Origin of the sequence: Micromonospora sp. NPDC047465 (assembly GCF_040643125.1) — a bacterium.
Taxonomy (GTDB): Bacteria; Actinomycetota; Actinomycetes; order Mycobacteriales; family Micromonosporaceae; genus Micromonospora.
The window spans coordinates 1-26,096 of the sequence record NZ_JBEYTP010000058.1 but is presented as its reverse complement, the minus strand read 5'-3'; the positions used below and the strand labels follow the sequence as shown (position 1 = coordinate 26,096).

Below are 26,096 nucleotides of genomic sequence, written 5' to 3'. Positions count from 1 at the left end.
GACGCCGGCCGTAGGGTGCACCATAGGGGTCGGGTACGGGTGCCGGGCCGCGCGAGCGGCTGCCAGTCTGGGGGGTGCCCCGACCCACGGGTGGGACAGCGGATCGGTCGGATGGATGCGGGAAAGCGATGCTCACTGGCAAGGTGGTGCGGTTCGACGAGGTGCGGGGCTACGGGTTCATCGCCCCGGACGACGGCAGCGACGACGTGTTCGTGCACGCGAACATGCTGGACGGTGACAAGTGGGCGTTGACGCCCGGCGTCCCGGTGGAGTATGACGCGGTGGAGACCGACCGCGGCCCCAAGGCCGTGCTGGTGCGGGTGGTCGGCGCGGCAGCGGCAGTGGAGCGGGCCGGGACGGCCCGGGCCGGCGTGCCGGTTGCCGGCGGGCAGGGTCGGGAGAGCGGGCAGGTCGCGGGCGGTGCGGACGACGAGGACGGTCTGTGCGACGTGCTCTCCGAGCGGGCGTTCTCCGCGGAGACCACGGAGGCGCTGGTGACCTCCGTGCCGGACCTGACCGGGGCGCAGATCGTGGCGGTGCGTGCCCGGATGCTGGCCCTGGCCCGACGGCACGGCTGGGTGGAGGGCTGACCGCCGCCCGCCTCGTCGCGGAACCACCGGCGCGGCGCGGACCAGCCGCACGGGGAGCGTCTGCACGAGGAGCCGGCGCGGACCAGTCTGCCGCGACCCGGTCGGGCATGGTGCCGACCGGCCGGTTCAGCCGGCGGCGACCAGCAGGGACTTCCTGATCCGACCGAGCGCGGTGCGGGGCAACTCGTCGACGAAGTGCACCCGGCGGGGGCGTTGGGCGGCCGAGAGGTGCCGCCCGACGTGGTCGATCAGCACCTGCGCGGTCAGGTTCTCGGTGGCGACGACGTAGGCCGTGACCTGTTCGCCGAGCGTGGGGTGCGGCGTGCCGACGACGGCGGCGTCCCGGACGCCGGGGTGGTTCATCAACGCCTCCTCGACCTGGCCGGCGTGCACCCGCCGGCCGCGGCTGTGCACCACGTCGAGCCCTCGGCGTCCGATGATCCGGTGTGACCCGTCGGCGGCCACGGTTGCCAGGTCACCGGTGGCGTGCCAGGGACCGGCCGCGCTCCGTCCGCCGCCGTCGACGTAGCCGCTGAACAGCGTCGGCCCGCAGACGCTCAGCTCGCCCACCGCTTCGCCGTCGGCCGGCACGGGCCGGTCCTCGTGGTCCAGCACCCGGGTCTCGACGCCCGGCAGGGGGGTGCCGACGGCTCCGTCGACCGGTGGGTCGCCGGCCCGACCGGTCATCGCGACGAGGGTCTCGGTCGTGCCGTACGCCTGGACCGGTGCGTGCGAGGTGAGCAGCCGGAGCCGCTCGGCCACGGCGGTGGCCAGCGGGGCGTCCGCGGAGATCAGGATCCGCGCCGCGGCCAGCGACCGGGCCAGTGGGCCGTTCCGCGCGATCCTCGCCCACTGCGCGGGCAGTGCCAGGTACATGGTGCCGGTCGGCCCCGCGCAGGCGTTCCGGTCGAGGTGGACGAAGCGGCTGCCGGTCCGCAGCGCGCCGAGCAGACCGACGACCAGGCCGTACGCCCGGAACAGCGGCGCGCCCTGGACCACGACGTCCTCCCCGCTCCAGCGCCAGGCGTCGGCCAGCAGGTCGAGGTCGGCGGCGATGGCGCGACGCGAGATGCGCACCCCGCGCGACGGCCCAGCGGCTCCTCCGGTGTAGAGGATGACCGCGTCGGCGCCCGGCTCGGGCTCGGGATGGTGCGTCGAGGAGCGCTGACGCAGGTCGACGGGAACCGTGGGCAGCCGGTCGCCGCCGGGCTGGCGCGCTCCGAGGACCACCGTCGTCCCGGACTGCCGCAGGATGCGGTTCCGCTCGTGCTGCTCAGCGTCGGGCGGCAGTGGCACGAGCGGAACGCCCGCGTGGACGGCGCCGAGCATGCCCACGACCGTCTCCAGGGTCGGCGTGGCGTCGACCGCGACCACGCCGGCGTCCCTGATCCGGTCGGCGACCGCGGTGACGCAGCCGAGCAGGGCCTCACTGGAGAGCGTGCCGCCGGCCACCCTGACCGCATCGGCCCGGTCCGCGCCCGATCCCCGCAGCGCCGGCAGCAGCGTCATCCCCGTTATCCCCTGCCAGGGACGTGCACGAGTCGCGGCAGCAACTGGGACATCACGACGGCCACAGGACCCTTCACGTCATGGGGTTCGAGCAGCCCCATATCCGGCCATCCCGCCATCGACGCGGGTGTCCCGAAATTAGGCTGCGCAATGGTCCGGCACAACCCCTAGCCACCCGGCCAGGTCCCCTGCCGACGACGGCGGGCCAGGTCGGACGCGATATGGCCCCGCCTTTGGCGACGGCCGGCAGGACCCTTCTGGCGCCCACGCGACACTGTGGAGAGAATACCGTCCGCCAGGAGCGGTCAACAGTGGAGTCCCATCGACGGCGGAATTGTCGGCCGACCACCGGACGAAACGACGGAAAATCGGTTCCCGCGAACCAATCTCCTTCAATTTCAAAGAGCCAATTTCCTTCAATTTTAAACAGGCCTGGCGCCGACGGCGACACCCGCTCCCGACGACCACTGGTCGCATAATTCATTTTTAACAACATAATCGCTTAATGTTCCCAAAGGTCCGAATCGGGCATGCCCGGCACGATGCCGCGACGCAGGCCCTTCCCACCCGGCCGACGCAACCACCGCCATCGGCGTGGGGGACGCATTACCTCGGAGCAAACAGAGGATCTCTCACAATTTCCCGCCGGCCCACCAGGCAGCCGGCACCTCCCGGAAACCGGACCGGGACGGGCGGGCCGGCCACCGACCGGCGACGCGACCAGAACCCCGAGCGCGGGGCGTCGCACGTCGCTCGTGAGGACCGGCCGGGCGGGGCCAGCGCTCGCCCCAACCGGCCGTCACCACCGGGCTGACCGGGCTGAACTGCCCTCATCCGACCGGCGCCAGGCTCCGCCCACCCCTCCGGCGGCCGACCGGGCAGGTCCCGAGTGGCACGACGACACGGCCGGCCGGGCCGGGCGGGGACGGACCTCGCTCGCGGCCCCGCGGGCGACTCGCGCACGCCTAGCACGGGAAGGCGCGACAACCTATGGCCGACATCGCCAGGAAATGCGACCTGGACGACCGGCGCAACGCCTGGTCACGTTACGGGATCAGGCGGCGACTTTCTGTTGTGAATCCCGCACCCGACGCGTGATGTCGACGGCAAGGACACCCGAACGATGTTTGCCTATCCTTTACAAACCTCGGCTTGCCGCCCAATTGCCGAACTGCCATACTCCCACCATCACGGCGGTCGATAGGGGGAGACCGGCCGAGAGGAGCTGGGGAATTATCACCGGCGCTGGCGGGCTGCAACTCGGAGCCACCAGTCGGTCAAGTCGGTCGATGGTTGCCCGCCACTCCTCGACGGCGATCTATATAACCAAAACTGGAATGGGTCGAGAATTGCCGGTCTCCGATTTCGTCGAGCTCCAGGGCCGCGCAGGGCAGCTGGCGTGTCCGGTGACCGTGGGCCGCCCGCTCCTCCGGAGGCCGCGTCGATGGAGCTGACCGAGCGGTCGTGCCAGCTCGACCTGCTGGAACGCCGGCTCGCGGACCTGATCGCCACCGGCGGCACCCCCACCGGCCGGACGGTGACCGTGCTGACCGGCCCGGTCGGCTCCGGCAAGACCGCGCTGTTGCAGGCCTTCGCCCGGCGGGCCGGCGAGGCCGGGGCGCGCGTCCTCGGCGCGAGCGCGTCCCGCGCCGAACGCACCGTCCCGCTGGAGGTCGTCCGCCAACTCGTCCGGGCCGCGTCGTTGGATCCCGACGACCGGGCCCGCGTCGGGCGGCTGCTGGACGCGGGCTCCCTCGCCTGGGCCGACGTCGACGGCGCCGACGACGAGGACACGGCCCGCAGCACCGCCGCGATCGGCGGGGCCCTGCTCGAGCTGACCGCCCGGGGCCCGCTCGTCGTCGCGGTCGACGACGTCCACCACGCCGACGTGGCGTCGCTGCGGTGCCTCGACTACATGGCCCGGCGGATCGCCGGCCTGCCCGTGCTGGTCCTGCTGACCGAGGCGCCGCGCACCAGGCCGTGGCGCCCCGAGGTCTACGCCGAGCTGCTGCAACCCGCGCGGCTGCACCGCATCCGGCTCCCGCTGCTCACCGTCGAGGGGACGTTCCAGGTGCTCGCCCACCGCCTCGACGTCCCGGTCGCCCGGACCATCGCCGAGGAGAGTCACCGGATCAGTGGCGGCAGCCCACTGCTGGTGCACGCGCTCGCCGACGACCAGGCCGCCGCGCCCCGGTCCGCGGACCACCCCGTCGCCGGCGAATCGTTCCGGGAAGCCGTCCTGAGCTGCCTGTACCGCTGCGACCACCCGGTCCTCGAGGCCGCCCGGGTGCTCGCCGTGACCGGCGACTCCCTGCACGGCAACCTGGTGCCCCAGCTCGTCGGCGCCCGGTCGCGGTCCGCGCTGGGCGCCGTCGACGGCTCGACCAGCGCCGGGCTGGTCACCGAGGCGGGGCTGCGGCATCCGGCGGTGGGTCAGGCGGTGCTCGACGGGATGACCGCCGAGGAACGCGCCCGGCTGCACCTGGAGGCGGCCCGCCTGCTGCACGACGAGGGCGCGCCGCAGGCACGGATCGCGCCGCACCTGGCCAAGCTCGACGAGCTGACCGAGCCCTGGATGGCGCACAGCCTGCTGGACGCCGGCGAGCAGGCGTTGGTCGACGGCGAGGTGGAGACCGCCCTGCGGTATCTGCGCCGGGCGAACCGGAACGCCGTCGGCGACTGCCTGCGGGCGCGGATCCGCTCCGCGCTGGCCCGCGCCGAGTGGCAGCTCGACCCGCAGGCGGCGGTCCCCCACCTGATCGGCGTCGCCACCGCCGTCCGCGCCGGGCACCTGGGCAGCGAGCAGGCGGCGGGGCCGATCCAGTACCTGCTCTGGCACGGTGAGGTCGACAAGGCCGTCGAACTCGTCCAGCATCTGAACGACCGGGCCGACAGCGCGGATCCGCGGTCCGCGGCCGAGCTGCTCGTCACCACCGGCTGGATGTCCACCCTCTATCCCGGGGTCACGGTCGACCGGCCCAAGCCCACCACCGCCGCCCGGGACCCGTTCACCATGGCCAAGGTCAGGCGCGGGCTCGAGGGAGCCTCCCTGCTGTCCGCCGCGCTCGAACGCGGTGACGCCACGGTGGTCGACGACGCCGAGCGGGCTCTGTCCACCAGCGGGCTGGACGACGAGTCGAGCATGTGGACCAGCGTCTGCGCCATCATCGCCATGATCTACGCCGACCGGCTGGACCTGGCCGGCGACTGGTGCGACCGGCTGGGGCGAAGTCCGGCCGCCCGACGCCACCCCTCGCCATCGGCGACCCTCGCGGTCCTCCGGGCGTCCGTCAGCGGCCGGCTCGGCGACCTGCCCCGCGCGGAGCGGCTCGCGGACGAGGCGCTGGGCCAGCTCTCGCCGAAGGGTTGGGGGGTGGCGATCGGGATGCCGCTCGCCGTCCGCCTACGGGCCCTCACCTTCATGCACGAGCTCGACGCGGCGGCCGCCTGCCTCCAGGTGCCGGTCCCGCCGGCGATGTTCAAGACCCCGATCGGGCTGCACTACCTGCACGCCCGCGGGACGCACGCACTCGCCGCGGGAAGCCCCGAGGGCGCGCTGGCCGACTTCCAGCTCTGCGGGCAGTTGATGAGCTCGTGGCGGCTGGACCACTCGGGTCTGGTCCCGTGGCGGACGGAGTCCGCCCGGGCGCTGCTCCGGATGGGCCGCCGCCAGCAGGCCGGGAAGCTGGTCCGGGAGGAGCTGGCCCGGCTGCGACCCGTCCAGCTGCGCTGCCGGGCCGCCGCACTGCGGGTGCTGGCCGCCGCGGAGGACGGGCCGGACCGGATCACCCACCTGCGCAGCGCCGCCCGGCTGCTGCGGCAGTGCGGCGACCGGGTGGAGCTGGCGCACAACCTGACCGACCTCGGCCACGCCTACCAGCAGGCCGGCGACCGGCGGGAGGCCCGCGCCGCGGCCCGGGTGGCCCGGGTCCTCGCCGAGGAGTGCGGCATCCCGCTGCTGCGGGCCAGCACGGCCACCGCCGGCTCCGGTTCGGCCGAGGGCCCCGCGGGCACGGCGGTGGTGGTCGACGGGCTCAACGACGCGGAGTCCCAGGTGGCCACCCTGGCCGCCCAGGGCCACACCAACCGCGAGATCGCCGAGAAACTCTTCCTGACGGTCAGCGCCATCGAACAGCGGCTGACCCGGATCTACCGGAAGCTGAACGTCAACTCGCGCAACGAACTGGCCGCCCGGCTGCGGCTGCACCGGCCCGGCGCGACCCCGCTGCACCCGCCGTCGCCCGGCCAGGGTGAACCGGGGGGCCGTCCCCCCGGACCACGGTTCCGCTGACCGTCACCCGCCGTCCACCGGCGCCGTCCACCCGCGCCGTTCCGGCCTGACCGCGTCCCGCCGACTCGCTCCGGCCGGCGGGCGACCGCCGCCCGGCAACCGAGGGCGGCTGTTCGTCGGGTCACACTCCGTCCGTCGGGCATGCGCGCGGGAACGCGGTATGGCAACGTCGAGGCGTACCGCGGAAACCCGTCGTTCACGGTGTCGTCATCTCGGGCCGTCCGGCCAAACTCGACACCCCTTGCGGCGCATCGCGCAACCCCTATCGACGGACAAGATCCGCACGTTTGCGCGCGAAACGATGGGGTCCCGCGCCCGTTGTCGCACAACCACCCCGGTGCCAGACTCGCCTGGGCACACGGACCGTCCGGTGATCGGCATGGTTCGGCAGTGAATTTCCAGGTCCACCCGGCACGGCGGCCCGGTGCGCTCCACCCCTACCCCCGATGGGCGCGGTGGAGGGGCGGCTGTCCGGCAAGGGGGCGGTGTCGGGCAGCGCCGGGGTTCCGGCGCCGCACCGCGTACGAGAAGGGCTGACACGCTGGTGTTGGTGCAGCAGGAGGAGCAGACGACCCGCCTCCGGCGGGCATTCCGCGCGTGCGAGGAGCAGCAGCGAGGTCACGTCGCGCTGGTCACGGGCGCGGTGGGGAGCGGCAAGACCAGTCTGCTGGAGGCGTTCGGCGAGTGGGCGGCCGCCAACGGCGGGCAGGTGATGAGCGCTGCGGGCTCACGGGCGGAGCGCGGGCTCCACCTGGGAGTGATCGGGCAGCTGCTCCACAGTGCACGGCTCGCGCCCGACGCGGCGGCCCGGGTCGAGAAGCTGATGGGCGACGCCACCTTCGCCACGTCCCTGCCCGAGCCCGGCGGTGAGGCCGCCGCTGGCGACCGGGCCTGGGCTCCCCTGCTGCACGGCCTCTTCGCCACCCTGCTCGACCTGACCGGCACCGGGCCCCTGGTCCTCGTCGTCGACGACGTGCACCACGCGGACCCGGCCTCGTTGCACTGCCTTCTCTACGTGACCCGCCGGCTGCGCCACGCCCGGATCATGGTCGTGCTCGCCGAGGCGTCGACGCTGCGCCCGCCGCACCCGCTGTTCCGGGCCGAGTTGCTCAGCCAGCCGCACTTCGCCCGGATCACCCTGCCGCCGCTGACCGTGGACGCCGTCGCCCGGCTCGTCGGGGGCGACCCCGAGGCCGCCGACGCCCGGGAGACGGCGGAACGCTGCATGGGCATGACCGGCGGCAACCCGCTGCTCACCCGGGCGCTGCTCGAGGAGCGGGCCAGCGGCGGGACGGGCGACGGCGCCGGCCCGGCCGTCGGCGACGCGTTCGACCAGGCCGTGCTCGGCTGCCTCTACCGGCACGAGCCCGGGGTACGCCGGGTGGCGCAGGCACTGGCGGTGCTCGACCGGCCCGCCCCGACCGAGCTGCTCGGTCACCTCCTCGACGTGGCACCCGAGTCCGCGGTCCCGGCGGTGCGGGTGCTGCGCACCTCCGGCCTGATGGAGGCCGACCAGTTGCGCCACCCGCGCATCCTGCACTCGATCCTCGGCGACATGTCGTCCGACGAGCGGCGCGCCCTGCACCAGCGGGCCGCCGAGGTGCTGCACGACCACGGCGCCGAGCCGAGCGTGGTCGCCGAGCATCTGGTGGCCGCCGGCTGGGCGGACGCGCCGTGGGTGGTGCCGGTGCTGCAGGACGCCGCCGGACACGCCCTGGCCTCGGGCCGCCCCGACGTGGCCGCCGCCTGCCTGCGCCTGGTCTCCCGCGTGTGCGTCGACGAGCGGCAGCGGGCCGCCACCACCGAGATGCTGGTGAGCGCCCGCTGGCAGGTCAACCCGCTGGCCGTGAACGGGCAGCTCGGCGAGCTGGTGGAGACGGCGCGGGCCGCCGGGCGGTCCAGCGACGTCGGCCTGTCCGCCGTGCCCTACCTGCTCTGGCAGGGTCGCGTGGAGGAGGCCGCCGAGGCCGTCAGCGGCTTCTCCACCGAGGATGAGCACGGCCCGGGCGGCGTGGCCGCGCGGCTGCGGATGATGCGGCTGCTGGTCGCCCTGTCCCACCCCGACCACCTGGCCACGGTGCGGGAGACCCCGAGCGCGTGGGCCCGGGCGGCGAGCGCGCCGACCACGATCAGCCCGCTGCTGCAGGCGGTGACGGTGCTGCACACCGCGCTGACGCCGACCGCCGAGAACGACACCGTGGCGACCGCCGAGCAGCTCCTCCAGCGCCACCACACGGACGACGGCTCGCTGGGCATGCTGACCGCTCCCCTGCTGGCGCTGCTGTGGGCGGGCCGGTCCGACCGGGCCGCGGCCTGGGGAGACGTCCTGCTCGGCCGGCCGGCCGCCCGGCACGCCCCGGTGTGGCGGGCCGTCATCCGGGCGGTCCGGGCCGAGGCGGCGCTGCGCGTCGGTGACCTGCCCGGCGCCGAGCACCACGCCCGCACGGCGCTGGAGGACCTCCCCGCCCCGGCGTGGGGCGTGGCGGTCGCGGGCCCGCTGGCCACGCTGGTCGCCTGCGCGACCGAGGCGGCCCGGTTGTCCGAGGCCGACCGGTGGCTCGCCCACCCGGTTCCGCCCGGCATGTTCCGCACCCCGCTGGGCCTGCACTACCTGGCCGCCCGTGCCCGGCACCACCTGGCCGCACGGCGGCCCCACGCCGCGATCACCGACCTGCGGCGGTGCGGCGAGCTGATGCGCACCTGGGGCATCGACGCGGCCGGGCTGGTGCCGTGGCGGCTGGAGCTGGCCCGGGTGCAGCTCAGCGTCGGCAACAAAGCGCAGGCCACGCAGCTCCTCCAGGAGCAACTGCGGGTGCCGCACGGGGTCGACGACCGGGCGCGGGGTCGGACGCTGCGGCTGCTCGCCACCACCGCCGCCCCGGACCACCGGCGGAAGCTGCTCTCCGAGGCGGTCAACCTGTTGCAGGCGTGCGGCGACCGGCTGGAGTTGGTGCGGGCGCTCGGCGACACCGGCCAGACGTTGCAGCGGGCGGGTGACTCGGCGCGGGCCCGGCTGCTGGTCCGCCGGGCGTACCAACTGGCCCAGGACTGCGGGGCGTCGGTGCTGGCCCAGCGGCTCATCCGGCGGGAGCCGGGCGAGGTGCTGCCGGCGTACCCGGCCGGCGCCGAAACGCAGGAGCCGGACGACGGGCTGAGCGAGGCCGAGCGCCGGGTGGCCGCGCTGGCCGCCCAGGGCCACACCAACCGCCAGATCTCCAGCAAGCTGTTCATCACGGTGAGCACGGTCGAGCAGCATCTGACGAGGGTGTACCGCAAGCTCGACGTGAAGCGGCGCACGGACCTGCCGGCCCGGCTCGTGGCACACGCCGATCCGCTGCCCGAGGACGCGCGGGTCGAGGCGTCCTGACGGTGCGGGCGGTACGGGCCACGACGTGCCGCCACCTGCCGTGGACACGCCGACGCACCCCCGGCGTGTCCACGGCCCCCCGCATCCGAAAGGATTTCATTTACGCTTGTCGAACAGATACCAGGTTTGGCCAGGCCGGATGAATGCGGGAAGGCTCACCTCGCCTCTGGACTTAGCTCCTTGCCGTCGGTAGGTTCAAGTCCGACGGCGAGCTTCAATGAATGGAGTCGGTCGGTCGTCCAACCGGCTGCGCGGGAAGCGGGGCGGCAATGACGCTAACCTTCATCGTCGGGACCGGACGTTGCGGATCCACACTCCTGTCAACGATCCTGCACACCCATCCCGCGATATCGAGCCTCAGTGAATTCTTCGCCACGGTTCGGCTTCGCGCGTTCCCGCCGCGGCCGATCAACGGACTCCAGTTCTGGCAGCTGCTGGCAAAACCCGACCCGAACCTGGACGGAATGGTGGGCAGCGGGCTGCGTGTCCCGGAGCATCTCTACCCCTACGACTCCGGCCGCTTCCGCCCGCAGACCGGCGTACCGGCGATCTGCCACATGACCCTGCCGATGTTGACCAACGACCCCGACGCGCTGCACGACGAACTGGCCGGGGAGGTGCGGCGCTGGCCACGCCGGCCGGTGGTCGAACACTACCGGCAACTGTTCGCGTGGATGCGCGACCGATTCGGCCGGTCGGTGACCGTGGAACGCTCCGGTCTCTCACTGCCGCTGGTGGGCCAGCTTCGGGCGACATTTCCGGAAGCACGATTCATCCACATGTACCGCGACGGGCCGGACTGCGCGTTGTCGATGAGTCGGCACGCCGGATTCCGCATGATCATGCTCGCCATCGAGGCCGCGCGGCTCGCCGGCGCACCCCCCAAGGAATTCAACGGCGAATACATTCCGCTGCCACCGCGGCAACTCCGACTACTGCCCCCGGATTTCGCCAAGATGTTCATGGGGCAACTGGACCCGGATTTCATCATGGGCACCGACCTTCCGTTACCGGAATTCGGTCGGCTGTGGTCGTCACTGATCCAGCAAGGGGTGGAAAGTCTGTCGCACGTTCCGCCCGGGTCGCGGATGTCACTGCGCTACGAAACACTGCTGGCCGATCCGGTGCCACAGCTGACCATGCTGGCGGAGTTCATCGGCGTGGAGGCCGAGCAGAGCTGGTTGGACGAGGCGTGCCGCCGCCTCGACCTGTCCCGTGCCGGGAGCGCCACGAGGCTCGACCCGGCGGTCCTGGCCGATCTGCGCAGCGCCTGCTCGCCTGGCGAGCAGGCGCTGAGCGCGGCGGCGGCGTCACCCCGTCTCGTGCCGGTCAGTCCATCGCCCGGCGCATGAAACCGCGGATGCCGATCGCCGTGAACACCACGAACACCCCGGCGAGAACGAGCATGTCGAGCCAGAGCGGCACCGACTCCACCCCGGACGGGCCGACCAACGACCGGGTGGCCTCGCTGACGTAGGTGAGCGGGTTGAGCGAACAAATCACCTGGTACCAGCGCAGCGAGTCCAGGCCGAGCAGCGGGAACTGGGTCGCGCCGGTGAACATCAGCGGGGTCATCACCACGGTGAACATGATCTGGATGTGCTGCGTCGGGACCAGGGTGCCGAAGGTCAGGCCCACCGCCGCGCCCACCAGCGCGCCGACCGCCAGCACGCCGATCACCTTGAGCACCACCGCCCAGGGCCAGGTGACGTCGAGCATGAGCATGCCGACCGGGATCAGCACCACGCCGGCGATCAACCCACGGATGCCGCCGAAGACGATCTTCTCCAGGGCCACCAGCGGGATCGCCATGGGCGACAGGAGACGGTCCTCGATCTCCCGGGTGAAGGAGAAGTCCATCACCATCGGCAGCGCGGTGTTCTCCAGCCCGATCAGGAAGGCGTTCAGCGCGATCACACCGGGCAGCAGCACGTTGGTGAAGTCGTCGCTGGCGTACCCCAGGTCGCCGAGCACCTTGCCGAAGATCAGCAGCATGAACAGCGGCTGGATGAAGACCTGGAGCAGGAAGCCCACCAGCTCCCGGCCGGTGACGAACAGGTCCCGCGAGAGCACCGCGCGGAACGTGGCGAACTGGTCCATCGCGCGCACCGGCGGCGGCGCCGCGGCCGGCGACGGCGCGGACGGGGTGGCGGGGGCGGTGACGCTCACCGAAGTTCCCTTCCGGTCAGGTGGATGAAGACGTCTTCCAGGCTGGGCTGGCCGATGTTGAGGTCGCGGACCTCGCAACCCAGGTCGGCGAGGATCTTCAGCGCCATCGGGATGGCGTTGGCCGGCTGGGTGCCGGTGTAGACCCGGAAGGAGAGCGTGCCGTCGGGGTCGGCGGGCGCCTCGGGCGCCGGCGCGGGCATCGGCATCGGCGGCATGCCGGGGAACGTCGGCGCCGCGGCGGCGGCTCCCGGGCTCGCCTTGAAGTGCTCCACCCGCTCCACGTCGGGGATGGCGCCGAGCGCGGCCCGCACCTCCTCGGCGGGGGCGCCGGCGGCCACCACGAGGGTCAGCGTGCTGCTGCCGGGCAGGGTACGGGTCAGCGCGGCGGGGGTGTCCAGCGTGAGCAGCTTGCCGTGGTCGACGATGCCGACCCGGTCGCAGAGCTTCTCCGCCTCGTCCATGTCGTGGGTGGTCACCACGACGGTGACGCCGGCCCGCTTCAGCTCGGCGACCCGGTCGTGCACGAAGAGCCGGGACTGCGGGTCGAGGCCGCTGGACGGCTCGTCGAGGAACAGCACACGGGGCGAGTGCATGAGCGCCCGGGCGATCATGGTGCGCTGCGCGAGGCCCCCGGAGAGGAAGTCCGTGCGGGCGTTGGCGAACTCCTTGAGCCCCATCTGCTCCAGCAGTTCGTCGGCGCGCCTGGCCCGCTGCGCCCGGGGCACCCGGTGGTACGCGGCGTGGAACAGCAGGTTCTGCCGGACGGTCAGCGCCCGGTCCAGGTTCACCCGCTGCGGCACGACCGCCAGCAACTGCCGGGCCACGGCCGGCGCGCGCGCGACGTCCGCCCCGCAGACGGTCGCCCGCCCGGAGGTGGCCCGCACCCGCGTCGTCAGCACACCGATCGTCGTGGTCTTGCCCGCGCCGTTCGGCCCGAGCAGACCGAAGACCTCGCCCGCGGCGACGGTGAAGCTCAGCCCGTCCACCGCCGCCGGCATGCTGGGCTGGTACTGCTTGACCAGCTCCTCGACCACCACTGCCTCGTCCACGTCGCCATGCTCCCGTTCTGGTCACCGCTACGACAGATGTCGATAGTCGAGTTAGGGGGTGTTAGGGGCTGCCCGGGGGCCGCTCCTAGAGGCCTCGCCCGGACAGCCACTCCTGCACGCCGGCCGCCAGCTCCGGGCCCCGCTCGCCGACCATCGTGAAGTGGTCGCCGGCCGCGTCCACCGCCTCGTGCGGGTACGGCCACACCGACCGCCAGCCGTCGGGCTCCCCGCTCCACTCCCCGAGCGGTTCGCCGGCCCGGACCAGCAGGGTCGCCGACGCCATCGGGGCGGGCTGCCAGTCGAGGAACAGCGGCAGATACCCGGCCCAGGCCGTGGCCCGGTAGTCGTCCATCGGGGTGTACGCGCTGTCCCGCTCGACCATCCCGTCGAGCAGCTGCGACGTCCAACCGCCGAGCACCTCGCTGTTCGCCGGGTAGGTGTCCATCAGCACCACCGCGGCCGGCGGCCGGCCCTGGCGTTCCAGCTCGCGGGCCAGCACGTTGGCCACCATCGCGCCGCCGGAGTGGCCGGCCAGCACGTACGGGCCGCCGCCGACGGTCCGCAGCACGGTGTCGGCGTGCACCCGCAGCAGCGCGTCCAGGTCGGCGGGCAGCTCCTCGCCCACTCCGAAGCCGGGGTTGGGCAGCGCCCAGACGTCCCGCAGGCCGCGGAAGCCGGCGGCGATCCGGGCGTACTCGTGCGCCCCGGACAGCAGCGACATCGTGCAGCAGCAGACCAGCGGGGCGCCCGCGCCACCCTCGGCCAGCCGGAGGATCCCGGCCGGGCGGGTGAGCTGCGCCGGCTCGGTGAAGCTGGGCCGGAACTGGGCCAGCTTGACCAGCAGCTCGGCGTACCCGGCGGCGTCGGCGCGCGCCTTCGGCTGGCGGAACAGCCCGCCGAGGATCCCGCCCGCGCCCTCCGGGGTGCCCGCGCCCTCGCCGGCCGGCGCTTCGCCGGCCGCGTCGGCGCCGAGGATCTGGCCGAGCAGGTGACGGGCCAACGCCGTCGGGCTGGGGTGGTCGAACAGCAGGGTGGCGGACAGCTCCGCCCCCGTCTCCTGGCGCAGCGCGTCCCGCAGCTCCAACGCCGTCAGCGAGTCGAAGCCCAGCTCCAGGAAGTCTCGGTCGGCCTCGATCGCCCCGGGCGAGGCGTGCCCGAGCACCGTGGCCACCTGCGCCCGGACCAGGTCCAGCAGGATCCGGTGCCGGTCGGCGGCGGAGGCGGCGGTCAGCCGGTCGCGCAGCGCCCCCGCCGGGTCGACGACGGCGGCGCTGGCCGGCCCGTCCGCGCCGACGACGGCGGCGGCCTCCGGCACGCCGCGCAGCAGCGGGCTGCGGCGCACCGCGGTGAACGCCGGCACGAACACGGGCCAGTCGACGTCCGCCACGGCGAGCAAATCGTCGCCGCGCCCGACGGCCTGTTGCAGAGCGGCCAGGGCCAGCTCGACGGAGAGCGGCCGGACGCCCCGGCGGCGCAGCTGCCCCGGCTCGGCGACCTCGTCGGCCCACGGCACCCAGGCCAGGACCGTGGCCGGCCGGCCGGCGGACCGGCGGCGGGCGGCCAGCGCCTCCAGGCCGGCGCCGGTGGCGGCGGCGACGGCGGCACCGCCGCTGCCCCAGGTGGCGGCGGTGGAGCAGAAGACGACGAACTCGTCGACCGGCCGGTCGGCGACGGCGGCGTCGAGCAGTGCCACCGCGGCGGTGCCGACGGCGACGGCCGCAGCCAGCCCGGTCGGGTCGAGGGCGGTGACCGGCTCGCCGGCCCCGCCGGAGTCGGCGACGTGGATGACGGTGCGCACCGGCGTCCCGGCGGCGGCGAGCCGGTCCAGCTCCGGCGACAGCGCGGTCGGGTCGACGACCAACGTGACGTGGACACCGGCCGGCGCGGTGGACGCCGCCGCGCCGGCGAGGACGAGGTGGGTCGCGCCGCGGTCGGCCAGCCAGCGCAGCACGTGCGCCTGCCGCACCCCCGCCGCGCCGTGGACCAGCACCGCGCCCCGGGGCCGCCAGTCCTCGTCTCCGGCGGCCGGGCCGGTCGGAGCGCGTTCCAGCCGCCGTGCGTACACCCCGGCGGCGCGGACCGCCACCTGGTCCTCCGCGCCGCCGGCGGCGACGAGGCGGGCCAGCGCGGCGAAAGCCCCGTCGTCGGGGGCGGCCGGCAGGTCCACCAGCCCGCCCCACAGCCGCGGCTGTTCCAGCGCGAGCACCCGACCCAGGCCCCACACGTACGCCCCGGCGACGGCCGGCGCGGGATCGTCGCCGTCCACGGCGACCGCCCCCCGGGTCACGCACCACACCCGGACGCCGCCCACGTCGGCGAGGGCCCGGACCAGCGCGGCCGTGCCGGCCAGCGGGCCGGTCCCGACGAGGCCGTCCGGATCCCCTGCCGCGAGCAGCGAGACCACCACCGACGGGGCGTCCCCGGCGGGCAGGGCGAGGTCCCCCGGGTCGTCACCCACAGTGACGAGTACCGGCGACAGGCCCTCGGCTCGGAGCGCGGCCAGCACCGGCCCGGCCGGGTCCCCGGCGCGGGCGACCACCAGGCAGGGGCCGGGCGGCGGGGTACCGCCGGGCGGCGGGTCGAGACGCACCCAGCCGGTGCGGTACCGCAGGCCGTCCAGCTCGGACCGCCGGCGCTGCCGCCCCCGGTACGCGGCGAGGGCGGGCAGTAGCTCGGTCAGCGCGTCCCGCCGGTCGGCGTCGAGGCCGAGGACGGCGGCGAGCGCGGCCGGCTGGTCCTCCTCGACGGCGGCCCAGAACTTCCCGTCCGCGGCGGCCTGCGCCCGCCGGGCGCCGAAGCCGAGTTCCATGGGGTCGGGCCAGTACCGCTCGTGGTGGAAGGCGTAGGTGGGCAGCTCGACCCGGGCGGCGTCGGTGCCGGCGAACAGGGCCGCCCAGTCGACCCCGGCCCCGCGCAGGTCCACGGCGGCGAGCGCGGCGAGCAGGCCGGCCGCCTCGGCCTGGTCCCGGCGGCTCACCGGCACGAAGGCGGCGGCGTCCAGGTCGGGCAGGCACTCCCGGCCCAGCGCGGTGAGCGCGGCATCCGGGCCCAGCTCCAGGAACGTCCCGGTCCCGGCGGCGGCGAGCGTGACGATCCCGTCGCGGAAGCGCACGGTGTCCCGCACGTGGTCGACCCAGTACCCGGGATCGGTGGCCTGTGCGGCGGTGAGCAGGGCGCCGGTGCGGTCGGAGACCACCGGCAGGGTCGGCGGGTGCCAGGTGACCTTCTCGGCGACCACCCGGAAGTCGGCCAGCACGGCCTCCATGCGTGCGGAGTGGAAGGCGTGGCTGACCTGCAACCGGCGGGTCTGCCGGCCCTGGGCGGCGAGCCGTTCGCCGGCGGCGAGCACGGCGTCGACGTCACCGGAGAGCACCACGGACGCGGGGCCGTTCACGGCGGCCAGGGACACCCGCTCGTCGAGCAGCGGGGCGACCTCGGCCTCGGTCGCCCGTACGGCGAGCATCGCCCCGCCCTCGGGCAGTGCCTGCATGAGCCGGCCCCGGGCGGCGACCAGGGCCGCCGCGTCGGCCAGCGACAGCACCCCGGCGACGTGCGCGGCGGCCAGCTCGCCGACCGAGTGGCCGAGCAGGTGGTGCGGGCGCAGCCCCCACGCGGTGACGAGCCGGTACGCGGCCACCTCGTACGCGAACAGCGCCGGCTGGGTGAACTCGGTGTGGTCCAGCAGCGCCGCCTCGGGCGAACCGGGGGCGGCGAACACCACCTCGCGCAGCGGGCGGCTCAGGTGCCGGTCGAATTCGGCGGCGACCTCGTCGAAGGCGGCGGCGAAGGCGGGGAACCGGCGGTGCAGTTCGGCGCCCATGCCGGGACGCTGGGCGCCCTGGCCGGTGAAGAGGAAGGCGAGCTTGCCCGCGGGACGGGCCACGCCGCGCACCACCCCGGGCGCGGGGCGGTCCTCGGCGACCGCGCGCAGGCCGGCCAGCAGGTCGGCGCGGTCGGCGCCGGTCACGGCGGCCCGGTGCGGCAGCGCCGCCCGGGTGGTGGCCAGGGAGTACGCCACGTCGGCCGGGGACAGGTCGGGGTGGGCGGCCAGGTGGTCCAGCAGCCGGCGGGCCTGCCCGGCGAGGGCCGGCGCGGAGCGGGCGGAGACGATCCACGGGGCCGGCGGCGGGGGCGGACCGGCGGGCCGGTCGGTCGCGGCGTCCTCGGGGGCGGCCTGCTCGATGATGGTGTGGGCGTTGGTGCCGCTGACGCCGAAGGCGGAGATCCCGGCGCGGCGAGGCTGGCCGGTCTCGGGCCACGGCGTGGACTCGGTGAGCAGGGTGACCGCCCCGGCCGACCAGTCGACGTGCGGGGTGGGCTCGTCGACGTGCAGGGTGCGCGGCAGCACGCCGTGCCGCATGGCGAGGACCATCTTGATGATCCCGGCGACGCCGGCGGCGGCCTGGGTGTGGCCGATGTTCGACTTGACCGAGCCGAGCCACAGCGGACGGTCGGCGGGACGCTGCTTCCCGTACGTGGCCAGCAGCGCCTGCGCCTCGATCGGGTCGCCGAGCGTGGTGCCGGTGCCGTGCGCCTCGACCACGTCGACCTGGTCGGCGGTCAGCCCGGCGTTGGCCAGGGCCGCCCGGATGACCCGGCGCTGGGAGGGGCCGTTCGGCGCGGTGAGGCCGCTGCTCGCCCCGTCCTGGTTGACGGCGCTGCCGCGGACCACGGCCAGCACCCGGTGGCCGTTGCGGCGGGCGTCGGAGAGCCGTTCGAGCAGCAGCATGCCCACGCCCTCGGACCAGCCGGTGCCGTCGGCGGCGGCCGCGAACGCCTTGCACCGGCCGTCCGTGGACAGCCCCCGCTGGCGGGAGAACTCGACGAAGACGGTGGGGGTGGCCATCACCGACACCCCGCCGGCCAGCGCGAGGGTGCACTCCCCCAGCCGCAGCGCCTGGCAGGCCAGGTGCAGCGCGACCAGCGACGACGAGCAGGCGGTGTCCACGGTGACCGCCGGCCCCTCCAGGCCGAGGGCGTACGAGATCCGGCCGCTGGCCACGGCTGCGGCGCTGCCCGTGCCCAGGTATCCCTCGACGCCGCCGCCGACGCCGGTCAGCAGGGCCGCGTAGTCGCCCTGGCTGCTGATCGACGCGTACACGCCGGTGGGTGCCCCGCGCAGCGCCGTCGGGTCGATGCCGGCCCGCTCGAACGCCTCCCACGCCGACTCCAGCAGCAGCCGCTGCTGGGGGTCCATGGCGAGAGCCTCGCGGGGGCTGATGCCGAAGAACGCCGGGTCGAAATGGCCCGCCTCGTGCAGGAAACCGCCCTCCCGCACGTACGAGGTGCCCCGGCTGTCCGGGTCGGTGTCGTAGAGCGCGTCGAGGTCCCAGCCCCGGTCGTCGGGGAACGCCGACATGGCGTCGGTGCCCGCCGCGACCAGGTCCCACAGCTGCTCCGGGGAGGAGACGCCGCCGGGAAAGCGGCAGCTCATCCCGATGATCGCGACGGGTTCGCTCAGCGCCGCGGTGAGCTGCTGGTTCTGCTGCTTGAGCTTCTGGTTGTCCAGCAGGGACGCGCGCAGCGCGCTGACGACCTCGTCCAGTGAGACGCTCATCGGGGGCTCCTTGCGGCCAGCCGGGTCACGAGTCGGTGCCTTCCAGGGCCATCCGGACCAGGCCGGCGACGTCGAGTTCGCGGATCTCGTCCTCGGGCGCGGCCGGCGCGGCCGCGACGGCGGCCACCGGGACGGCCGGGGCCGAGCCGGTGACCGTGGGGGCCAGCCGCAGAAGCTGATCGAGCAGGCCGGCCTGGCGCAGCTGGTCCAGCGGGATCGCGGCGAGGACCCGGCGCACCGACTCCTCGTCGCCGCCGTCGGCGGCGTCCGCCCCGGCGTCGGGGAACAGTTCCTCGTACAGGTGGTCGGCCAGGCCGGCCGGGGTCGGGTAGTCGAAGACGACCGTGGTGGGCAGCTCGTGCCCGGTCGCCGCGGTGAGCAGGTTGCGCAGCTCCACGGCGGTGAGCGAGTCGAAGCCGAGGTCGAGGAAGCCCCGGTCGGTGTCGATCGCGTCCCCGGACTGGTGGCCGAGCACCTTGGCCGCGTCCACCCGCACCATGTCCAGCAGCGCGGCGCGCCGCTCCTCGGCCGGGAGCCCGCGCAGCTCCGCCAGCAGGTCCCGGTGGACCGGCGCGGCCGGGTCGGGCGCGGCGGCGGGGGCGGCGGCCAGCGCCCGTACGGCCGGCAGGCCGGCCAGCAGCGGGCTGGGCCGCAGCGCGGTGAACAGCGGGTGGAACGTGGCCCAGTCGACGTCGGCGACGGTCACGCAGGTGTCCCCGACGGCCAGGGCGTGCCGCAGCCCGGCCATCGCCACGCCGGGCGGCATCACCCGCAGGCCCCGGCGGCGCAGCTGCTCCGGCGCGCCGTCGGTGAACATGCCCGACTCGGTCCACGGCCCCCAGGCCACGGAGGTGGCCGGCAGGCCCCGGGCGCGCCGCCGCTCGGCGAGCGCGTCCAGGTAGGCGTTGCCGGCCGCGTAGGCGCCCTGGCCGCCGCTGCCCCACACGGCCGCGATGGACGAGAACAGCACGAACGCGTCCAGTTCGACGCCGTCGAGCAGCTCGTCGAGCAGCTCGGCGCCGGCCAGCTTCGGGGCGATGACGTACGCCAGGTCCTCCAGCGTGCTGTCGGCCAGCGGCACCACCTCGCTGACCCCGGCGGCGTGCACCACCGCGCGCAGCGGCGGGCCCTCCCGGCGCAGCTCGGCCAGCAGGCCGGTCATCGCGGCGCGGTCGGCGGCGTCGCACCGGGCCACCCGGCACTCGACGCCGAGGGCGTCCAGCTCCGCCAGCAGCTCGGCGGCGCCGGGGCTGTCCGCGCCACGCCGGCTGGTCAGCACGATCCGCTCGGCGCCCGCGCCGGCCACCCAGCGGGCGACGTGCCCGCCCAGCGCCCCGGTACCGCCGGTGATCAGCACGGTGCCGCGGGGCCGCCACGGCGCGGGGTCGGCGGCGGTGACCGCCGGAGCGAGCCGGCGGACGAACACGCCGGACTCGCGGACGGCGAACTGGTCCTCCGCGCCGCCACCGGTGAGCACGGCCCCGAGGCGGGCCGCGGTCCAGCTGTCGATGCTGGTGGGCAGGTCGACCAGCCCGGCCCAGCGGCCGGTCTGCTCCAGGGCGGCGACCCGGCCCAGCCCCCACAGCATGGCCTGCCGGGGGTTCTCCGGGGCGTCGTCGTCGACGCCGACCGCGGCCTGGGTGACGCACCACAGCCGGGCCGGGGCGTCGGTGTCGGTGAGCTCCTGGAGCAGCCGCACGGTGGCGGCGAGCCCCCGCGGCAGCGCCGGGTACTCGGCGTGCGGGGCTTCGTCCAGGCCGAGGAAGGACAGGATCGACAGCGGCCCGTCGCCGACCGCCTCGGCGACCACCTCGGCCAGCCGCGCGGCCAGGTCGTCGGGGTCGAGGGTGGTGTCCACCGGCACCGACGTGACGTCCGCGCCGAGGCTCCAGGTGCACGACTCCAGGGCGAGGTCGTCGGCCCGGTCGGCGGGCAGCAGCACCAGCCAACGGCCGGTGGTCTCCGGCGCGGGCGGCTCGGCCACCGGCTCCCACACCACCCGGTACCGGCTGCCGTCCACCAGGGAACGTTCCCGGCCGCGCCGCCGCCACGCGGACAGCGCCGGCAGCACCGCCCCGAACGGCTGGTCGCGGTGCACGTCCAACTCGCGGACGAGGGTGTCGAAGTCCTCGGCCTCCACCGCGGCCCAGAACCGGCGCTCGACCGCGGTGGCCTCGTCGGGGGCGTCCGCCGTGATCCACCGGGGCGGCTCCGGCCAGTAGCGCTGCCGCTCGAAGAGGTACGTGGGCAGGTCGACGCGCCGGGCCCCGGTGCCGGCGTACACGGCGGTCCAGTCCGGGGAGACGCCGTGGGTGTGCAGCGCGGCGACGGCCCGCATCAGGGTGGCCGGCTCCGGGCGGTCCCTGCGCAGGGTGGGCACCACCAGCGGGGCCCGGCCGCCGTCGGCGAGGACGGCCTGGGCGAGGGCGGTGAGCACCCCGTCCGGGCCGACTTCGACGTACGCGGTGACGCCCTGCTCCCGCAGCGCCGCGACGGCGTCGGCGAAGCGCACCGCGTCGCGGGCGTGCCGGACCCAGTACGCCGGGGTGCCGATCTGCGCCACGTCGACCGGCGCGCCGGTGACCGTGGAGACCATCGGAACGGTCGGGGCCTGGTAGCGCAGCCGGGCGGCGACGGCGGCGAAGTCGTCGAGCACCGGGTCCATCAGCGGGCTGTGGAACGCGTGGCTGACCGTCAGCCGCTTGACCCGTACGCCTCGGGCGGACCACTCGGCGGCCAGCTCCTCGACGGCGTCGCCGGCCCCGGAGACCACCACGGCGGTCGGGCCGTTGACGGCGGCGACGGAGACCCGGTCGACGCGGTCGCCGAGCGAGGCGGCCACCTCGTCCTCGGTGGCGGCGATGGCGAGCATCGTCCCGCCGTCCGGCAGCGCCTGCATCAGCCGGCCCCGGGCGGCGACCAGCTCGGCGGCGTCGGCCAGGGACAGCACGCCGGCGGCGTGGGCGGCGGCGAACTCGCCGATGGAGTGCCCGGCGACGGCGGCGGGGCGTACGCCCCACGCCTGGAGGAGCCGGTACAGGGCCACCTCGACGGCGAACAGCGCCGGCTGGGTGAACTCGGTGCGGTCCAGCAGCTCCGCGTCGGGGGTGCCGGGGTCGGCGAAGAGCACCGGCTTCAGCGGGCGGGGCAGGTGCGGGTCGAGGGCGGCGCAGACCTCGTCGAGCGCGGCGGCGAAGGCCGGGTACGCCTCGGCCAGCTCGCGGCCCATACCGGCCCGCTGCGCGCCCTGCCCGGAGAACAGGTACGCCACCTTCGGCCGGGACGCCACGGCGCCGGTGACCAGCAGCGGCGAGTCGTCGCCGGAGCCGAGGGCGCGCAGCCCGTCGCGCAGGGTGTCCGGGTCGGTGGCCAGGACGACGGCCCGGTGCTCCAGGGCGGCCCGGGACACCACCGACGACCAGCCGACGTCGACCGTCGACGGGGCCTGCGGCCCGGTGAGCCGGTCGGCCCACGGGGCGGCCTGGACGGCCAGGGCGGACGCGCTACGCGCCGACAGCAGCACCGGCACGACCGGCAGCCGGCCGTCCTCGCCCGCCGGCGAGGCCGGCGCGGGGGACTCCAGGGACTGCTCCAGGATGACGTGCGCGTTGGTGCCGCTGATCCCGAACGAGGAGACGGCGGCGCGGCGCGGGTGGTCGGTCACCGGCCAGGGCCGGCCCTCGGTGAGCAGTTCGACGGCGCCGACGTTCCAGTCCACCTGGTTGGTCGGCTCGTCCACGTGCAGGGTCCGCGGCAGGTACTCGTGCTGGAGGGCCAGCACCATCTTGATGATGCCCGCGACGCCGGCGGCGGCCTGCGTGTGGCCGATGTTGGACTTGATCGACCCGAGCCAGAGTGGCTGGTCCGCCGGCCGGTCCTGCCCGTACGTGGCGAGCAGCGCCTGCGCCTCGATCGGGTCGCCCAGCCGGGTGCCGGTGCCGTGCGCCTCCACGGCGTCCACGTCGGCGGCGGCGAGGCCGGCGTTGGCCAGGGCCTGCCGGATCACCCGCTGCTGCGACGGACCGTTCGGGGCCGTCAGGCCGTTGCTGGCGCCGTCCTGGTTGACGGCGCTGCCCCGGATCACCGCGAGGACCCGGTGGCCGTTTCGGCGGGCGTCGCTCAGCCGCTCGACCAGCAGCACGCCGAGGCCCTCGCCCCAGCTCGTGCCGTCGGCGGCGGAGGCGAACGCCTTCACCCGGCTGTCCGGGGCCAGGCCCCGCTGCCGGCTGAAGCCCACGAACACCCCGGGGGTGGCCATCACGGTGACCCCGCCGACCAGGGCGAGGGAGCACTCGGCCTGGCGCAGCGCCTGGCAGGCCCAGTGCAGCGCGACCAGCGACGAGGAGCAGGCGGTGTCCACCGAGACGGCGGGCCCCTCCAGGCCGAGGGTGTACGACACCCGGCCGGAGAGGACGCTGGCGGCGTTGCCGGTCATCAGGTGCCCCTCGGCACCCTCGGCGGCGAACATCAGGTTGCGGTAGTCCTGGTAGTTGGTGCCGACGAAGACGCCCGTGGGGCTGCCGCGCAGCGCCTGCGGGTCGATCCCGGCCCGCTCGATCGCCTCCCAGGACGCCTCCAGCAGCAGCCGCTGCTGCGGGTCCATGGCCAGGGCCTCCCGGGGGCTGATGCCGAAGAACCCGGCGTCGAAGTCCGCGACCCCGGTGACGAACGCGCCCTCCCGGGCGTAGCTGGTGCCCTCGTGCTCCGGGTCGGGGTCGAAGAGCCGCTCGAGGTCCCAGCCCCGGTCGGTGGGGAACTCGCCGATCGCGTCCCCGCCCGCGGCGAGCAGCTGCCACAGCAGCTCCGGGTTGTCCGCCCCGCCGGGGAAGCGGCAGCTCATCGACACGATGGCGATCGGTTCGTCGTCGGCTCGGGTGGCGGCCGGGGCCGGGGCGGGCGCGGCCGGCGCGACGCCGGTGAGCAGCTCGTCGAGGTGCCCGGCGAGAGCCGTCGGGTTGGGGTAGTCGAAGGCGAGCGTCGTGGGCAGCCGCAGGTCGGTGGCGGTGGCGAGCAGGTTTCGCATGTCCACCGCGGTCAGCGAGTCCAGGCCCAGGTCCCGGAAGGGCCGGGTGGCCGGCACGTCGTCCGGCGAGCCGTAGCCGAGGGCGGTCGCCGCGCACTGACGGACCAGTTCCAGCAGCGCCTCGGTGCGCTCCGTCGGGGACAGCCCGCCGAGCCGCCGGGCCAGCGCCGACGATTCGTCCGTCTCCTCCTCGGCGGTCTGCTGCGCGAGCTGCCGGGCCGCCTCGCGCACCTCGGGCAGGTCGCCGATCAGCGGGCTGCGCCGGACCAGGGCGAACGCGGGGGCGAACCGGGGCCAGTCGATGTCGGCGATCAGAGTGGTGGCGTCGCCGCGACGCAGCGCCCGCGCGAGCGCCTCGACGGCCAGCTCCGGATCCATGCCGACCATGCCGCCCCGGCGCAGCCGCTGCTGCGCCCGCTCGTTGTCGGCGGGCAGACCCGCGCCGCTCCAGGCGCCCCAGGCGACGGAGAGTGCCGGCAGGCCCTCGGCCCGGCGCCGCTCGGCGAGGGCGTCGAGGAAGGCGTTCGCCGCCCCGTACGCGCCCTGCCCGGCGTTACCGGTGGTGCCGGCGACCGAGGAGAACAGCACGAACGCGTCCAGGTCGAGGTCGCGGGTCAGCTCGTCGAGGTGGACGGCGGCGGCGCACTTTGGTGCGGCGACGGTGTGCAGGCGCTGCGGGGTCACCGTGTCCACGATGCTGTCGTCGAGGACGGCGGCGGTGTGCAGCACGGCGGTCAGCGGGGCGTCGGCGGGCGCGGCGGCCAGCAGGCCGGCGACCTGGTCGCGGTCGGTGACGTCGCAGCGGGCCACCGTGACCCGTACGCCGAGCCCGGTCAGCTCCGCCTCCAGTTCGGCGGCGCCCGGCGCGTCCGGACCGCGCCGGCTGGCCAGCAGGACGTGCTGCGCGCCCGCGCGGGCCGCCCAGCGGGCCATGTGCCCGCCGAGCCCGCCGGTGCCGCCGGTGATGAGCACGGTGCCGCGCATCCGCCAGCCGTCGTCCTCCGTCCCGTCCGTGGACGTGGCCGGCTCGGCGTCGGTGATCCGGGTGAGCCGGCGGACAAAGACACCCGAGTCGCGGACGGCGATCTGGTCCTCGCCGCCGGTGTCGCCGAGCACCGCGCAGAGTCGCGCACCGGTGAAGGCGTCGAGGGTGTCCGGCAGGTCCACGAGGCCGGCCCAGCGGTCGGGGTGCTCCAGGGCGACCGCCCGGCCGAGGCCCCAGACGGCGGCAGCCGCCGGGTGCGGCGGTGGGTCGCCGGCGCCGACCGTGACGGCCCGCCGGGTCGCGCACCACAGCGGCGCTTCGACGCCGAGCGCGCCGAGCGCCTGCACCAGCAGCACTGTCCCGGTCACGCCGAGCGAGGTCGCGGGGTGCTCCGGGTGCGCGCGCTCGTCCAGCCCGAGCAGCGAGAGCACGGCTCCGGGCCCGTCGCCGGCGGGGAACACGGCCCGCAGCCGGTCGGCCAGCTCCGGCTCGTCGCCGGCCGCGTCGACCTCGACGGGTACGACGTCCGCGCCGACGCTGGCGAGCGCGCGGAGCACGTCGGCAACCAGCGGGTCCTCCGCCATGCCGGCGGGAACCGGAACCAGCCAGGCGCCGGTGAGCCTGGTGAGCGGCAGGTCCGACAGGGCGGGCCAGGTGATCCGGTAGCGCCAGCGGTCGATGTCCGGCGCGCCCGCGGAGTCTCTGGGGAAGACGGGCGGCGCGGGCCAGTACCGGCGGTGCTCGAAGGCGTACGTGGGCAGGTCGACGGTCGGCGTCCTCGCCAGGACCTTCGTCAGGTCGACGGGCAGGCCGATCGCGTGCGCGGTGGCCAGGTTCGTCAACAGCCGCGTCGGATCGTCGTCGCCCCGACGCAGGCTACCCAGCGTGTACCCGGTGACGCCCGTGTCGTCCAGGATCGCCGTCACCGGCATCGTCAACACCGGATGCGGGGAAATCTCCACGAACGTCGTGTGACCCGCCGCGACCGCCACCCGCACCGCCGCGTCGAACTGGACCGTCCGCCGCAGGTTCTCGTACCAGTAGTCCGCCGTCATCGACGCCGGATCCACCCAGTCGCCGGTCAACGTCGACACCAGACGGGTGTGACCCTGCTGCGGCCGCACGTCGGCCAGATCGGTACGAAGCTGCTCGGCGACCTCCTGCACAGATGGGGAATGCGACGCGTAGTCCACCGGAATCAACCGCGCCCTGATCCCCTCGGCCTGACACGCCTCCACCAGATCCGCCACCGGCTGCGGCGGCCCAGACACGACCACCGTGGACGGACCGTTCACCGCCGCGACGCCGACGCCGGGGAAGGCGGCCAGCCGCTCGGCGACCGCCTCGGCGGACAGGTCCACCGACGCCATCGTCCCCGTGCCCCGCAGCACGGCGAGGGCCCGCGACCGCAACGCCACCGTCCTGGCAGCGTCCTCCAGCGACAGAATTCCCGCCACGCAGGCCGCACCGATCTCACCCTGCGAGTGACCGACCACCGCCTGCGGCACCACACCCACGTGCCGCCACACCGCCGCCAGAGCGACACCCACCGCCCA

9 protein-coding genes are annotated in these 26,096 nt (G+C 75.1%); 4 read left to right on the top strand and 5 right to left on the bottom strand.

From position 1 onward, the window contains the following. Positions 1-128 precede the first annotated feature (128 nt). Entirely contained in the window at positions 129-590 is a 462-nt protein-coding gene (locus ABZ793_RS31380; RefSeq protein WP_357463903.1) for a cold shock domain-containing protein, read from the top strand. 126 nt (positions 591-716) lie between these two features. On the opposite strand, the gene ABZ793_RS31375 is transcribed toward ABZ793_RS31380, so the two are convergent. Beyond that, positions 717-2,099, bottom strand: a complete 1,383-nt coding sequence (locus ABZ793_RS31375; protein ID WP_357463900.1) for an AMP-binding protein — start codon at positions 2,097-2,099, stop codon at positions 717-719. Positions 2,100-3,498: 1,399 nt separating this feature from the next. Between ABZ793_RS31375 and ABZ793_RS31370 the strand changes: the two genes are divergently transcribed. The 3 genes from ABZ793_RS31370 to ABZ793_RS31360 all read left to right on the top strand — a co-directional run bounded on the left by ABZ793_RS31370 (position 3,499) and on the right by ABZ793_RS31360 (position 11,109). After that, entirely contained in the window at positions 3,499-6,390 is a 2,892-nt protein-coding gene (locus ABZ793_RS31370) for an AAA family ATPase (RefSeq protein WP_357463897.1), read from the top strand. A gap of 550 nt (positions 6,391-6,940) precedes the next feature. After that, positions 6,941-9,757: an AAA family ATPase gene (locus ABZ793_RS31365; RefSeq protein WP_357463894.1), complete on the top strand. Its 2,817-nt coding sequence runs from the start codon at positions 6,941-6,943 to the stop codon at positions 9,755-9,757. Between the two features lie 269 nt (positions 9,758-10,026). Further along, the gene (locus ABZ793_RS31360) at positions 10,027-11,109 is read left to right on the top strand and encodes a hypothetical protein (RefSeq protein ID WP_357463891.1); all 1,083 of its coding nucleotides are present in this window, start codon (positions 10,027-10,029) and stop codon (positions 11,107-11,109) included. Here the strand turns inward: ABZ793_RS31360 and ABZ793_RS31355 are convergent. The 4 genes from ABZ793_RS31355 to ABZ793_RS31340 all read right to left on the bottom strand — a co-directional run bounded on the left by ABZ793_RS31355 (position 11,087) and on the right by ABZ793_RS31340 (position 26,090). Further along, positions 11,087-11,926 (bottom strand): ABC transporter permease, encoded by an 840-nt coding sequence (locus ABZ793_RS31355; RefSeq protein ID WP_357463888.1) that lies wholly within the window; start codon positions 11,924-11,926, stop codon positions 11,087-11,089. The two genes, ABZ793_RS31360 and ABZ793_RS31355, sit on opposite strands and share 23 nt — an antisense overlap. Then, entirely contained in the window at positions 11,923-12,975 is a 1,053-nt protein-coding gene (locus ABZ793_RS31350; RefSeq protein ID WP_357463885.1) for an ABC transporter ATP-binding protein, read from the bottom strand. Before ABZ793_RS31350 ends, ABZ793_RS31355 begins: the two co-directional genes overlap by 4 nt. Positions 12,976-13,060: 85 nt before the next feature. Next, the gene (locus tag ABZ793_RS31345; RefSeq protein WP_357463882.1) at positions 13,061-18,532 is read right to left on the bottom strand and encodes a type I polyketide synthase; all 5,472 of its coding nucleotides are present in this window, start codon (positions 18,530-18,532) and stop codon (positions 13,061-13,063) included. A gap of 25 nt (positions 18,533-18,557) precedes the next feature. Further along, positions 18,558-26,090 (bottom strand): type I polyketide synthase, encoded by a 7,533-nt coding sequence (locus tag ABZ793_RS31340; protein WP_357463879.1) that lies wholly within the window; start codon positions 26,088-26,090, stop codon positions 18,558-18,560. Positions 26,091-26,096: the final 6 nt, after the last annotated feature.